At 51.6% G+C, this 12,908-nt stretch carries 15 protein-coding genes and 3 pseudogenes; 11 read left to right on the top strand and 7 right to left on the bottom strand.

Translation table 11 applies throughout. From position 1 onward, the window contains the following. The first annotated feature begins 147 nt into the window (after positions 1–147). Positions 148–564 (top strand): hypothetical protein, encoded by a 417-nt coding sequence (locus C481_RS21855; RefSeq protein ID WP_152422238.1) that lies wholly within the window; start codon positions 148–150, stop codon positions 562–564. A gap of 26 nt (positions 565–590) precedes the next feature. Here C481_RS21855 and C481_RS20590 read toward each other — a convergent pair whose 3' ends face one another. Next, positions 591–1,790: a hypothetical protein gene (locus C481_RS20590; RefSeq protein ID WP_206537186.1), complete on the bottom strand. Its 1,200-nt coding sequence runs from the start codon at positions 1,788–1,790 to the stop codon at positions 591–593. Between the two features lie 1,352 nt (positions 1,791–3,142). Here C481_RS20590 and C481_RS20585 point away from each other — a divergent pair. Continuing rightward, positions 3,143–4,384, top strand: a complete 1,242-nt coding sequence (locus C481_RS20585; RefSeq protein ID WP_049904826.1) for a Cdc6/Cdc18 family protein — start codon at positions 3,143–3,145, stop codon at positions 4,382–4,384. A 151-nt stretch (positions 4,385–4,535) separates the two neighbouring features. Here the strand turns inward: C481_RS20585 and C481_RS20580 are convergent, their stop codons facing one another. The 3 genes from C481_RS20580 to C481_RS21440 form a co-directional block, all read right to left on the bottom strand. Beyond that, entirely contained in the window at positions 4,536–4,958 is a 423-nt protein-coding gene (locus tag C481_RS20580; RefSeq protein WP_006111317.1) for a VOC family protein, read from the bottom strand. Between the two features lie 504 nt (positions 4,959–5,462). Next, a complete protein-coding gene (locus C481_RS20575; protein WP_049904825.1) occupies positions 5,463–5,996 on the bottom strand; it encodes a hypothetical protein in 534 nt (177 codons plus the stop codon). A 60-nt stretch (positions 5,997–6,056) separates the two neighbouring features. Further along, the gene (locus C481_RS21440) at positions 6,057–6,290 is read right to left on the bottom strand and encodes a winged helix-turn-helix domain-containing protein (protein WP_083860952.1); all 234 of its coding nucleotides are present in this window, start codon (positions 6,288–6,290) and stop codon (positions 6,057–6,059) included. A 394-nt stretch (positions 6,291–6,684) separates the two neighbouring features. On the opposite strand from C481_RS21440, the gene C481_RS20565 reads away from it, so the two are divergent. From C481_RS20565 to C481_RS20535, 6 genes are all read left to right on the top strand, one after another. Next, positions 6,685–6,978 carry a hypothetical protein gene (locus C481_RS20565; RefSeq protein WP_006111312.1) on the top strand — a complete coding sequence of 98 codons (294 nt, stop codon included), beginning with the start codon at positions 6,685–6,687 and terminating at the stop codon, positions 6,976–6,978. After that, positions 6,978–7,217 (top strand): hypothetical protein, encoded by a 240-nt coding sequence (locus C481_RS20560; protein WP_006111311.1) that lies wholly within the window; start codon positions 6,978–6,980, stop codon positions 7,215–7,217. Before C481_RS20565 ends, C481_RS20560 begins: the two co-directional genes overlap by 1 nt. A gap of 854 nt (positions 7,218–8,071) precedes the next feature. Beyond that, positions 8,072–8,623, top strand: coding sequence for a DUF7563 family protein (locus tag C481_RS20550; RefSeq protein ID WP_006111307.1), 552 nt, complete (start codon positions 8,072–8,074; stop codon positions 8,621–8,623). Continuing rightward, complete coding sequence (locus C481_RS20545) at positions 8,620–8,940, top strand: hypothetical protein (RefSeq protein WP_006111306.1); 321 nt, start codon at positions 8,620–8,622, stop codon at positions 8,938–8,940. Before C481_RS20550 ends, C481_RS20545 begins: the two co-directional genes overlap by 4 nt. Then, positions 8,937–9,401: a hypothetical protein gene (locus tag C481_RS20540; RefSeq protein ID WP_006111305.1), complete on the top strand. Its 465-nt coding sequence runs from the start codon at positions 8,937–8,939 to the stop codon at positions 9,399–9,401. The genes C481_RS20545 and C481_RS20540 overlap by 4 nt, the downstream gene beginning before the upstream one ends. Then, positions 9,398–9,643 (top strand): hypothetical protein, encoded by a 246-nt coding sequence (locus C481_RS20535; protein ID WP_049904824.1) that lies wholly within the window; start codon positions 9,398–9,400, stop codon positions 9,641–9,643. Before C481_RS20540 ends, C481_RS20535 begins: the two co-directional genes overlap by 4 nt. Before the next feature lie 81 nt (positions 9,644–9,724). On the opposite strand, the gene C481_RS20530 is transcribed toward C481_RS20535, so the two are convergent. Then, positions 9,725–10,012, bottom strand: a complete 288-nt coding sequence (locus tag C481_RS20530; protein ID WP_006111303.1) for an amphi-Trp domain-containing protein — start codon at positions 10,010–10,012, stop codon at positions 9,725–9,727. A 15-nt stretch (positions 10,013–10,027) separates the two neighbouring features. Then, positions 10,028–10,102: pseudogene (locus tag C481_RS23025) on the bottom strand (amphi-Trp domain-containing protein); the annotation flags it as partial. A gap of 151 nt (positions 10,103–10,253) precedes the next feature. Here C481_RS23025 and C481_RS20525 point away from each other — a divergent pair. From C481_RS20525 to C481_RS20515, 3 genes and pseudogenes are all read left to right on the top strand, one after another. Then, complete coding sequence (locus C481_RS20525) at positions 10,254–10,604, top strand: hypothetical protein (protein ID WP_006111300.1); 351 nt, start codon at positions 10,254–10,256, stop codon at positions 10,602–10,604. Between the two features lie 585 nt (positions 10,605–11,189). Continuing rightward, a pseudogene (locus C481_RS20520) lies at positions 11,190–11,441 on the top strand (DUF5658 family protein); the annotation flags it as partial. A gap of 261 nt (positions 11,442–11,702) precedes the next feature. After that, positions 11,703–12,379: pseudogene (locus C481_RS20515) on the top strand (IS6 family transposase). Positions 12,380–12,555: 176 nt separating this feature from the next. Here the strand turns inward: C481_RS20515 and C481_RS23260 are convergent. Next, positions 12,556–12,900 carry a hypothetical protein gene (locus C481_RS23260; protein ID WP_006111293.1) on the bottom strand — a complete coding sequence of 115 codons (345 nt, stop codon included), beginning with the start codon at positions 12,898–12,900 and terminating at the stop codon, positions 12,556–12,558. Between the last annotated feature and the right edge of the window lie 8 nt (positions 12,901–12,908).

Genomic DNA, 12,908 nt, shown 5'->3' with positions numbered 1-12,908 from the left:
TTTTCGTGTGTATAGTCGAAAACAAATTTTACCGATATACAATCTCTGGAATATACTCCATCTAGACATTTAACCAGTCCTTGATTTTAGCGGCAGGGCTTTCTCTCTACCGTAACACTTCTAGGGATAGCTGTTTGAGGTCTTAATATGGCTGTCGCCCCTAATCAACATAATAGGACGTCGGAAACCAAACATCCAACTAAACGTGTTTTCATGCGGGCTGAGCATAATGATACTCTTGAGATATGTGATGTTATAAATACTATCCGAGATGGACATATTCCAGATACTGCTACAGTTGTGCAACGAGATTTGACGTATTATGGCCCAAAGATTCGAATTGAAGCCCACAGTAATCACGAACAATATCTTCTGACAGCACCGGGCCCAAATAAAGAGGCTATGTTCTGGCAGTATACCGAAGCGGGTTGGGAGGAGAGTGCAGAGGTGTGTCTGGACTTCTATGGTGAAATACCACAGTATGATATTTGTCCACATTGCAATGAACCAATTTCTACAGTTGCTCATCGACGACGTTCTGTCACCGGGACTTGCAAAAAATAACTAAAACGAGTGACCAGCCGAATCCGTTAGGAACCGCTGAGAACCTCTGTTGACAACTCTCGAACCCTCTCGAGATCGGAGTTCTGAGTATACGCTCCGGTTCTCAGGTCGACGAATATCTTCTGCGGATCGATACCGCCCTCCGATTCGAGGTAGAGGCTAATCAATTCTGCATTTATCAACTTGGTGAACCGGTATTGCTCATCTGGATCCTGTTTAATACGATCCTGGATGCGATCAACTGGGATTTCCGCATCATCGGGTAGGAAGGACCCCAGTTCGCTTACTGGGACTTCGACTATTGATACCGTATCGATGTCAAACAGCTTCAATTCGACTTCTCCCTTTGCGGCTTTCTTCGCTAGTTCCTCGAAGACTTCTTCAGGAAGCTTTGGTGCAATATGGTTGTCACCCACAATGTCGAAACCGAGTGTATATGCGTATACTGCGTCCGAGGTTCGCCGCTTGCCTGTAACTGGTCGGCTGTCATTAGCGTTTACACCGTATAGGAGGCTCTCCTCTCGTGTATTGTAGCTGCTGAGCGATTGCATAAGCGGGTTTATCACGTGATCGATTTGCGACTGTGCCATCGGCGACCTACGGTTAAAGTCGACACAGTACGCACGGAGACCGTGATCTAAGTACACATCTACGAGCGCCTGCGTACAGTCGTGACTAATTGGCGGGATTACCCCCATCACTGGTTTATCGACCCCCAGTTTATCCACTGCCTTTAGGAACTGCTTGGTGTTCTCTATAATCGCTGTCACATGTGGGGTCGTACGACCATCGCCATCTTCAGCAGCATCGACGAGTTCGCTCATAAGGGGAACGGTGAGAATGTCCCCATAGTTTGTCTGTAACTTCGCGATCTCAGCAGCGTTCTCGGCTTCTAAATTAGAAGAATCATCGTACTCGATGAACGGGACCACAAACTCGTCATTGTGGGCGTTTTTCTCCTGCCGTTCGAGTTTTTTCGCCAACCCAGTCCATCCACTGCGGGAATTTGTTAACGCAGCTGCGCTTGCTTTCCCGTAGATTTCGACGATCCCCCGGGCAAGTGGGGATACCTTTTCTGAGGCTCGGAGTTTCCCCACTTGGAGGGCTTTGACCGGTGTTTCAAATTGTTTCGACGCTACTTCGACTCTCTTACTTGCCGACAGCGTATCGCCGTCGAGTTCGATCGTGTCTACCTTCATGTTTCGAGGTATCTGACGATCGCCCATGTCTTCTCATCCTAGTCTGAGAATTCACATGGATGTTGATGTCCGAGTGAACATCGCGATCAGGATGCGGGACCTCGATTGGTGAGATGCGGAGGTCCTGTCAGAGCATCCGGTTTATGGGTATGGGGGAAGGGCTAATAAGTGTTCTCCTGCCTGTGAATCAGGAGTTCTGTTACAAATGGATCAGCCTTTTCGAAGTAGTTTCTTCGTACCGCACTAATGGTCCTTCTATCCCCTGTTTTGTGTATATTTTCTATATCTATATTTTGATAAGAAGGGTTCGGTTATGAATTCCAATTCTAAAATAACTTGGGTTATACGACATACTTTATATTCTAGAAATTGCCCTTACGATGGCCCTTCAGATATGCCATACGGTTGCCCTTGTGGTTCATCTTTCAATTGGCCTTGCCATAGCTCAAAGGGTTGTACTAACGGTTGGTCTCAAAACCCGCAAAAATATCTATAACAGTCGTTTGATTAGGGTCTGGCAAAATGAGTGCCAGAACCTCCGCATCTCACCAACCTATCTTCTAACACAGGGTTACTTAAATGTTGCCAATGATTCCTAGCCAATGATGTAATAATTGGGCTAACGGTTGGTCCTATGGTTGCCCTCAAGATGATTCTCACCATAGGACTTTTATCCATCCCAAGTAACTCAATATCATGTCATTTGATCCAAACGTACCATGGGATCTAGTTTCAGAGGTTAGAAGATCTCGACGAAAGTCGCAGATAATAAATAGACTACATGAAGAGCCAGCTAGCGCGTCGGAAATAGCGAGCGAAATTGGGTTGCAAACAGATTCCGTCTCAAATTACTTTCGAGAACTGAAAAAGACTGATCCGAAGTTAATTAAGTGCTTGACACCTGATCAGCCGCATCACCGGCTATATGGGCTGACTGAGACTGGTGATACAGTTTATGAATATATTCCAAATGAGTAATATTCGAGCGGTGGTTGGCTCTAATATTTGATGTGAATGTATTGATGCGTGTCTGGAAAGGAACGTTCAGTGAACAAGCACCAAACGACACACCCACCCCACAATGTCCGCTGTTTCTCTGAGATTGAAAGCAACCACAAACCAGAGTTCGGATCGAAGATCCTTCACTCAATGGATAACAGCTATCGTTCGGACGATATTCTATCTACACCAATAAAGCTTTCCTAGATCAATAAGACTATCTCTACTCTACCTCTAGTCTACCCTCTTTGAATTACAGCGGACATAGTGGGGTGGGAGGGTACCTACCTTCTTTATGCTCCGAGGAACAGAGGACACAACGGACTCTGCGGTGGGGGGTGGTTTTATTATCCTTCCTACGTAACCCTTGCTAAGAGAATATGGGTGGAATGTTCGAACGCGATACAGATATTTACCACAATAGAGACGCGCTTCGAGAAGATTATCAACCGAGTGAGCTTGTCGGTCGAGATAAAGAACTCGAGCGATACAAAACCGCACTCCAACCCGTTATCAATGGCGAACAACCAAACAATATCTTTCTCTATGGGAAAACTGGAGTCGGGAAAACCGCCGGGACTCGGTTCCTTCTCGATCATCTCATTGACGATGCTGCTCAGTATGACGACATCAAGCTCACAGTCAAGCTGTTGAACTGTGATGGACTCTCCAGTAGTTATCAAATCGCAACGCGCCTCGTTAACAAATTCAGAGACGAGTCGAACCAGATCTCTACGACGGGATACCCTCGACCCACAGTCTATGATATGCTCTGGGAGGAATTAGATTCCTGTGGTGGCACTCTCCTCATTGTTCTTGACGAGGTCGATCATATTCAGGACGACAGCATTCTCTATCAGTTGCCTCGAGCACGGGCAAACGAAAACCTCTCACAGGCGAAGATCGGCATCATTGGAATCTCGAACGACTTTTCCTTCCGAGACGACCTTTCTCCAAAAGTCAAGAGTTCACTCTGTGAGGAAGAACTTCAGTTTCCTGCCTATGATGCCCAGGAATTGATTGAGATCTTGCAACAACGAGCTGATGCTGCATTCCGCGATAATGTTCTTGATACCGGTGTTATCGAACTTTGTGCCGCTTACGGTGCTAAGGATGCGGGTGATGCTCGTCAATCATTAGATCTCTTAATGAAAGCTGGCGACCTTGCTCGCGACAGGGACACTGAAACGATTACTGAAGATCTTGTGCGGGATGCCAGAGAGGAACTCGAGCGTGGTCGTATCAGAGAAGGGATTACCGGACTCACCCAACATGGCCATCTCGTCCTCTATGCGCTAATCACTCTCGAAATGCAGAATGAGACGCCAATCCGCTCCCGTGATATCCGCCCTAGATACACTAACTTTGCTGAGCAAATCGGGGTTGATCCACTTGTTCCTCGACGAATGCGTGATCATCTCGGTGAACTCTCTATGCTCGGGATTATTTCAGCAGTCGAGCGAAATGAAGGCCGCCGTGGAGGGACCTATCGAGAGTATTCGATCGATATGGACGTCAATATGATTGTCAATGCACTTGATGAAACGGTTACAGAGGTCGGTATTCATGAGTCGATTGTAGATCTCGTTGATAAGGACCGAACTCTGAGTGACTATTCTTGAAAATGAAAGAATTACTACGGACAAAGTGGTGTGGGTATGGAGCAGCGGACAGGGTGGCGTGTTCTGCGGACAACGTGGTGTGGTGAGAACAGCGGACAAAGTGGTGTGTGCTGTGCAACTGGTGCCGAAAGAACAGCGGACAAGGTGGGGTTTAGGCTGCCTCTGGTGAGCGTTCGACGAGGACGACGCCGTTCCCATAGAGGTCACGTGCGACGGCCTCGATACCGTAGGGCTGTTCTTGGGGCTCGGTTGTGAACTCGACACCGCGCTCGCGCAGGGTTTCGTAGGTTGTGTGGCAATCGTCCACGGTGAAGGCGAGAGCCGGTTGCTCACCGACCATCGCGGCTCGACGGTCGACCTCTTCCTCGTCCTCGGACCAATCGGGGAGTTCGAGGACGATTTCCACGGTCTCGTCCTGTTCGGGGGCGACAGTGACCCAGCGGTTATCGGGCCCGAACGGTTCGTCAGCTTTCTTCACGAGACCGAGCTTCTCAGTGTAGAAACGTAGCGCTTCGTCTTGATCGTCGACGAAACGGGTTGTGAGACGGAGCTTTTCGATCATTTTCTTTCCCATCCGTATCGACGTCGTCCGTCGACAAGTACGTTCACCTAGCAGGCTGAAAGTGGTAGCTGTTCCTCCCGAAAAGGGTTATCCCTGGACCAGCGTTTCAAGGGCGTCAAGCATTTCACTCCTTCCATCGGCAGCACTGTTAGGACCGTTCTGGGGGAGTTCGTGGGAAAGGACAACCTGGGCCCCGCTCTCGACATCTTGGAAGTCGAAGACGACACGAGTCTCGGTCTTCTGAACTGGCTGGACATCCAAATTAGTTAGACCGGGTTCCCAACCATAGACCCGTGATTGTGCGGTAACAAAGTATCTGTTGGGAACCTAAACGTCCTAAATATGGGATTCAATCGGAATAACGTAATCAAGATATTTGGGCCAACATCTCTGTTAACGACCTTGGTATTAGTTTTGCTCTCCAAAAATAATTCTTATACTCTCCATACATTCTGTAATATCCCTGCTCTAAATTGCGTGACAGTTCCACAGGTGTTTTTGAATAAAGAAACTGTATTACCAACTATTGTTACTACTGTCTGCCAGTCCAGTGAATCGCCACACTGAACTTTGCATCCCCGACTGTTCGTGCTCGAACGGTCCACGCCGGGTGAGGTCCTTGATCCGACTGCGAAGCGTTTCCCTGTCGCGGATGTCTGTGTGGTTTCGATACAGTTCTTGCAGATCAGCTAACGTCACCATCTCGAGTTCGTCAGCGACGATCGCCTTGACAACCTTTTCGTCTCGGTGATCGAGAATCGACGTATCGCTGAACGTGATCTCGGTGCCGGTGAGCCCGTTGACAGCCTCCACCTTCTTGAGCCGACTCGTCAGTTGTCGGTTGCGAGCCTCGAGTCGTTTCAGTTCGATATCCATTTGGCGGAGCAGTTCGGCTAATGCTTCAACTTGCTCATTTGGTGCAGTATTTTCGAGATCGTCAATCGCTTCTGAAATATCACGTTGCCGATGCTCGATACGCTCTTTTTGACTCAGTTGCTCGCGTTCACCTCCGGAATCGCCGCTTCCGGCCTGGCCAGAATTAACTGCCATTGTGATAGGTCCTACTACAAATAGGAATATAAGTGCTTCCCCGACACAGCGAAAGTAAACTCAGACCGACTGCCAGACGAACTGCTGGCCGATTTTCTCCTTTTCGACCTGACCCTTCTCTTCGAGTTTCTTCAATCGGTACCGCGCAGTATTCCGGTGACAATCAAGTTCGTTAGCTACTTCGCCAGTCGAAACAGGTTCGTTCAGACGAACGACATCCAGAATCCGTGTTGTTGGGATTTGAGACGAGAAATCGCCAGTGTTAGGGTCATGGTCGAAACGGTCTGGTGGCACAAGTTGCTATTCGAGAATGGGTTTAAAAAGTATTGTGCAACCGCACAATGCGCGTTATGCGACCGCACAATGCGAATTATTAAGTATCTACAGTTCTATCTATCAATTAGCACGAACCACTCTCTGTGTGACTAATCGTCTCGGAGAAGCGCCACGTTAGGGCGTGGCGCGCGCGGTTCGTGTACCCTCAGGAAACAGGACACCGAACCATGCAGACGTTACAGCGAGACCGACTTAAATCTAGTCGGACCGATTCGGGAGTAGAGAACACTGAACACACCACCAGCGAGTCGCATGTCGTCGGCACGCTAGACGGCGAGATCAACGTCGATCTCCCGGCCACGCCAGGATACGACCGTGAATACGATTCTCTTATCGAGGAGGCGATTCGCCGATGAACGGTCGTTACGCGGCCGCCACAGACGTCCGTCACGAGTTCTCCAAGATCGAAACCACACACGGGGAAGATCCTGCTCGGTTCCTTCAAGCGAATAAGGAACTCGTGTTCGCACGGATCGCGGGCATCCGCGATTTGGAACTGCTCGAAGCGTGGCGAGCTGTCGAACGCCAGATCACCGACGGTGGCCGCCCGGAAGTCCTCGACGCACTCGACGAGCGCAAAGCCGAGCTAACCAGTGAGAACCTTGAGTCTCCGCGCACGGCCGCACGCAATAGAGGTGCGGCATAATGGAGCGAGAGTTCAACAGCGAGGCTGACGCCGAACGCCGTCTCGAACTGATTCGGGACGCGGTCGAAGCCGCTCGTGAAGTCGCTCCCGAGGAGGTCGTGGAAGAACTTGAAGCCAAACGCAACGAACTGTACCAGGAGGTTCTCGCTGAACGCCACCCGGACCCTGTTGATGAGCGCCGACAGCGCCGCCGCGAGGAACGTGAGCGCAACCGCCAATTCCAGAGGCCAGTTCTATGAACGTCAATATCGACAGCGACGAGTCTGTGAGCGGTACTGGCCGGAAATACTGCCGAGCTTGCGGGTATGTCGATACGACCCGAGGGAACCATCCCGAAACCGGTCCGGCAGACATTTGCCCGGAGTGTGGACCGTTTGGTTCCGATCTATTCGATAGCAAAGAGGCAATGATCGAGTACGATCACGAATCTGCGCTCCTTCGAACTGGGAAGCCACTCCAGTATCTCGACACGGATACTGATCGTGACACCGATCTCATGACTGACGGCGGTCAGCCTACAGACGGTACTGAGCAGTTACATCTGCTCTGCGATTTGTTCAGCAGCCAACACCAGCCGATAGAACAGATAAATCACGAATGCAATTACTGCAAGTTGAACCGGTTCTCTGGAAACAGGTATAAATGCTCCTGCCAGTACGAGTACACCGTACACCAGTATTACCAGAAGGAGTCCAGCCAGTACAATTCTTTGTCGAGAACTCAGCGAATCTTGGCTCGTGGAGGGCGACATAGTAAACAGACAGTTGTAATTCATGATGAATATGTCGGTGTTCTATGCCGCACACTTCACAGGGACACTGACCACAACGCCGATCTCCGAATTGACGGCAGTCACTCTATAGACGGGACTGATCAACTGTCATCGATAGCTTCGTTGAAATCTTCCTCTTCGACCTGGGAAAAGGATGCACCCCCGCATCGGCAACCGCCTCGAGTACCGAGGGGATGGATTTTCCCATCATCAGTTCTTGTCCCAGCAAAGGCTGCCCCGCATTGGTCACAAGTGACGAGTAGGTCTGCATTTTCATCTTCATCCGACATTGCTTGTTATCACCAAACAACTCCTGGCTATTTGGATTTCACTGATCTTCGAACCGACGGCGGTCAGACTGAACTCCCGTCGACGACCCATATTGGCGAGTCGGGACTGTGGATTCCACCCCAACTGCGCGAGTTCACCGGTCAAGTTGTGTTCCGTACGCCGCGGGGCACGATCCAGCACTACCAGTCTGGCGGCGGTGAACTCGAGCCCTACTACGGGATGATCGACGAGTCGGCCTTCGGGCCGGCCGAGGAGTTCCGCGACGCTGGCAATCCTAAGTTAGCGCCGGACAATGTGTCTATCAAACACCAGGGCGAGGAGCCGATCGTACTGACCGTCGTGACCGACCCCGAGGTTCGGTGCGACGGCGGTATCGTCTCTCGGCCCGCCTGGACACCGACTGCCCATACCCACGACGAGAACCGCTGCCAGAACTGCGATTCGAAGGTCACACAGCAGTTCACTCGTGTCTTCGGGGACAATTCCGACACGACGTGGGCGTGCCGCGAGTGCACTCCCTACCGCGACCTGCAACGTGGCGCGGGTGCAGATCCCGATTACACGCGAGGTGACCGACAGTGAGCGACAAACTCGTTGACGCCGACGAGTTCACCGGAACGGGCGAACTGCCCGACGCACTGGCGTTCGTCAAACCGAATCGTGCCCGATGCTACGTCGCCGTTGATCGAGCCGACGGTCTGATCTCGGCTCGCGAACTGACCAACGAACTCGGATGTTCGATAACGACGGCCTATCGGTGTCTGAACGACTTGCAAGACCTCGATCTTGTGACCGACAGCATCTGTGTCGGCCCTGATGAGCGTCCGAAGACCGGCTACGCGACTGTTTCAACAGATACCTCGCAGCCAGTTCGAGCCGATGGGGGAACCGACCGATGAGCGTCCGAAATCCCTCGAAAGAGACGATGGCAACACGCAACCCGACGCAGACGACCAGCGGCACCGCTCAGCAGACGCTTGCAGCCTACACGCCCGACAAGACTGAGGTTATCCTCGCATCCTATCGCGATGGCGATCGACTCGACCGAATCGCTGCCGCCGTCGACGCCGATTCCCGAACCGTTGCTCGCGAACTCCGCCATGCAGACATGCTCGCCCCGTGGGATGATCCGCGAACGCTGGCGCACCTGTATCACGACTACGATCACACGCTTCAGGACCTCGCCGACACCTTCCCGGATGGTCCTGGTTCCGAAATGATGCGCCGCCGGATGGAACGCTACGGCATCGAGCGCGATAACGAAACGCTCTCACAACTGCTGCAAGCGGCCAATCCCGACGATGTCGGCGACCCACTACCAGATGCGTTTGCAGAGGGCTCACGGGGTGAGCGGGCGTGAATGAAGCTACTGATAAAGACGTGAGCAAGTCAGTTTCGGCGTTTGAGTGGGTCGACGCCGATTCTATCGAGTCGGTGAACAATGTGCCCGTTCCCGAGTGGGAAGACCGGATAAACCATGCACATGTCGAGAACGTTGACGCGCCGAACGAACTCGTGGTTTACGGCGAGGACGGATATTCGGAAGAGGCGTTGATCGTTGCGACTGGCGAAGCGTTCACTACGCTCGAGAACGCCCGATAGCGTGGATGTCATAAAACTTTCCCAAGAGTTTGTTCCACCTACGTTGCGGTGAATCACCCTCTCAGTAAGTGTGTTAATTGATTACTCGATTTCTAACTGGCTGCTCCCCCCGTTCCCTTCACTGCCGTTCTCGTCCCATTCGAGTTCGAACTCGATACTCAATTCACCAGGTCCGTCCGTTGGCCCTTCGCGTTCGGCTTTGACCTCAAACGTCGGACGGGCTGGCGGTTCCATTGTCACGGACTCGGAACCGGATTTTAGTGTGACTGCACCCCCTTGTTCGAGTTTATTAGCGACACTGCGAAGATACGATGCGATGTCTTCTCGGGTCTGGTCGCTCTCTGATTTGAACAGGACTTCTTCGGGCATATAGAGNTTATTAGCGACACTGCGAAGATACGATGCGATGTCTTCTCGGGTCTGGTCGCTCTCTGATTTGAACAGGACTTCTTCGGGCATATAGAGACAATACACTGCCTGCACCGATAAGTACATCCTCTGTAGTGATCATTCGTCGGACACCGCATAGCGGTGTGAAAACTCTCCTATGACACCACCGATAACGGTAGTCGGCGAAACCGGCTAGTCTAGTCCCGTTGCCGTCCCTCGTATGGCAACACGCGAATACTCGATTGCGACGCTGCAACTTCCATTCTCAGCTCGAACTGTTGACCGCGTCCTGTGGGGACTCGTCATGTTCACACTGGTCGGTGATATCATCACGACACTCGCTGGCCTACAGCTCGGGCTCGTCGAGTCGAATCCAGTTGGCCAGCACGCTCTCGCGAACGGCGGGCTCGTTGGAATCCTCACGCTGAAAGCCGGCGCGATCGGCGTCGGGTTGGCCTGTCGGCCTCTCTGTCCGCGTTCGTATCAATTCATCGTCCCGGCATGCCTCGCAGTGCCCTGGCTGCTCGCAGTCGTGCTGAACTCGTGGTTAATTCTGTCTGTGACCGGGTAGCGATAGACTTCAAAATCAGAGTTGCCACTACTGAATTTTGCTCAAAAGTCATTTCGGCGCTTTCGCGCTACGAAATGACCCATGTAANATCAGAGTTGCCACTACTGAATTTTGCTCAAAAGTCATTTCGGCGCTTTCGCGCTACGAAATGACCCATGTAAACCCATGTTCACCTATCCGCCCGACGCGGGTAAGTCTAACTGCATGGAATAGCCGATACATAAAAAGTGAAACTAAATGAATCAGTTGCTCATTTTGAGGAGTCTTGAGGTCATTCAGTCCTCACAATCAGATTCTGCTTGTGAGCGGTCTTCACCAGTTATTCCTCCGTCTGATGGATGGTCTGCGGCGGCATCAGAGGCAATTGACTGTTTGGCTTGGTGAAGTATTGTTTGGAGTTTGTTTCGGAGGGCCATATACCCACTTCAATATGTTACGAGATAGGTATTGGGGACACATGATCTATTTCTGCTCAGTATCTCACCTGTACTTACCATTCCCTCTGAACCTAATAGGAATGTGATGATTCCTATGATACGCTAGTTTAGTCTGCTGCTCGCCCCCTTCAAATAGGTGTAAATTAGGGTACTCGTCGTGCTCATACTGGTCGGTGATATCGTCACGACACTCGCTGGCTTCCAGCTCGGGCTCGTCGAATCAAACCCGGTTGCTCGCACGGCGATTGACATCTCCGGTTTGTTCGGACTTCTCGCGGTGAAAGCCGGCGCGATCGGCGTCGGGTTGGCCTGTCGGCCTCTCTGTCCGCGCTCGTATCAATTCATCGTGCCGGCATGCCTGGCGCTGCCGTGGTCAATTGCGGTCGTGCTGAACTCGTAGCTGATTCTGTCCGTGGTGTAGCGGTAGCGAAAATCAATATGCGGAGTTCACTGTTGGCACTACTGAACTTTCCAAATGTCATTTCGGCACTTTCGCGCTACGAAATGACCCATATTAACCCATTTGCGGATGTGGCCTCGAATCAAATAGGTGTTCTGCTCGACTGACTCGAATCTGATTCTCGCCGATACCATCGACTAGCTGGCACTGTCTAGTTGAGCCAGTTTGAGACGTGAGCAGGTCGTACTGTTGAGTTGGTTGATGCTCGCAGACCTGCTCAGCGAGAGCTATGAGACGGATTTAGAAGAATCTTGGGAGAACGAGCGGACGGCGACGCCTGGCAGGGCGTTCGCCGTCCACCTCCATCAGATCGGTTGTTCGCTTCGGGAGACAACAACGATTCTCGCTGAATTAGGCGTTGAACGCTCTCACGGAGCGGTCTGGAACTGGGTTCATCGGCTGGCTGACAGCGGACGCGACCCGCCGACGGCATTGTCGTCGCGGGTCGCTGTCGACGAAACTGCTGTCAAGATCAACGGCGAGTGGTCTTGACTATACGCTGCAATAGACATTGAGACAAAGGTGATTCTTGACGTTGCATTGTTTAGTCGACATGGCACTGATCCGGCGGCTGCGTTTCTGCAGAAACTTCGCGAGAAACACGACCTCTCCGAGACTGAGTTTCTCGTCGATCAATTTGGCTATCGGACTGCCCTCGCTCGAGTCGGACGAGCGGTCGGGTCAACTACACCGACCGAAACCTCATCGAAAAGTGGTTTCACACCCTCAAAATGCGTATCGACCGCTTCCATAATTCATGGGTGGGCAGTCGGGCGAGCGTCCGCGAGTGGCTTGAACAGTTCATGCATTACTACAACCACCAAAGACCGCATCAAGCTCTCGATGGAAACGTGCCAGTCGAGGAGGTGCAGAACTAGACAGTGCCCGTTGGAGAAATCCACCATCTCGTACATAATCGGCGAGAATAATGTCCGTTGTAGTACCGTATTCATCGGGTCAGCCGTATATTCGTATCCGCTTCGGTGCACTTCGAAAGTCACCGCGTCGATCTCGTTTTTGGATTTAGTTTGTTGGGACATTGTTTAATACCTCGTTAATCATTCACATCAATAGTTACGTTCTCATGTTCGTCAATCGATGCATTCATTGCCGGGTTGAGAGTTATCGTTGAGTGGTCGTCTCCCATGATAACTGGCCCCTCGAACTCCGCTCTTGGGTTGAGTCTATCACGGTGATAGGTCGTTGCTTCTCGCCACTCTCCGTCAAAATACACCTTACGCGTTCCGCCGTCGTCCGCTTCGGTTTTGGCGGCACTTGGACTCTGGAACTCTTGGGCAGCTGTTTGCTTGCTCCCGATAGCGCGTAAATTCACGAACGTAACTGGGAACTGGTCGAAAGGGGCCGAACCGACGGTATACTTATCTCGGTACAAATTCATGGTTCTGC

Source organism: Natrialba asiatica DSM 12278, from assembly GCF_000337555.1.
GTDB lineage: Archaea > Halobacteriota > Halobacteria > Halobacteriales > Natrialbaceae > Natrialba > Natrialba asiatica.
Note: the sequence above shows the minus strand (reverse complement) of the source record. Positions and strands in the feature narration are given on the sequence as shown.

Excerpts from the sequence above, each read along its gene's own strand:
- C481_RS20590 (WP_206537186.1), bottom strand. The coding sequence starts at position 1,790 with ATGGGCGATCGTCAGATACCTCGAAACATGAAGGTAGACACGATCGAA.
- C481_RS20530 (WP_006111303.1), bottom strand. The coding sequence starts at position 10,012 with ATGCCCGAAGAAGTCCTGTTCAAATCAGAGAGCGACCAGACCCGAGAA.
- C481_RS20580 (WP_006111317.1), bottom strand. The coding sequence starts at position 4,958 with ATGGGAAAGAAAATGATCGAAAAGCTCCGTCTCACAACCCGTTTCGTC.
- C481_RS20560 (WP_006111311.1), top strand. The coding sequence starts at position 6,978 with ATGGAGCGAGAGTTCAACAGCGAGGCTGACGCCGAACGCCGTCTCGAA.
- C481_RS20585 (WP_049904826.1), top strand. The coding sequence starts at position 3,143 with ATGGGTGGAATGTTCGAACGCGATACAGATATTTACCACAATAGAGAC.
- C481_RS23260 (WP_006111293.1), bottom strand. The coding sequence starts at position 12,900 with ATGAATTTGTACCGAGATAAGTATACCGTCGGTTCGGCCCCTTTCGAC.
- C481_RS20565 (WP_006111312.1), top strand. The coding sequence starts at position 6,685 with ATGAACGGTCGTTACGCGGCCGCCACAGACGTCCGTCACGAGTTCTCC.
- C481_RS20525 (WP_006111300.1), top strand. The coding sequence starts at position 10,254 with ATGGCAACACGCGAATACTCGATTGCGACGCTGCAACTTCCATTCTCA.
- C481_RS21855 (WP_152422238.1), top strand. The coding sequence starts at position 148 with ATGGCTGTCGCCCCTAATCAACATAATAGGACGTCGGAAACCAAACAT.
- C481_RS20575 (WP_049904825.1), bottom strand. The coding sequence starts at position 5,996 with ATGGCAGTTAATTCTGGCCAGGCCGGAAGCGGCGATTCCGGAGGTGAA.
- C481_RS20540 (WP_006111305.1), top strand. The coding sequence starts at position 8,937 with ATGAGCGTCCGAAATCCCTCGAAAGAGACGATGGCAACACGCAACCCG.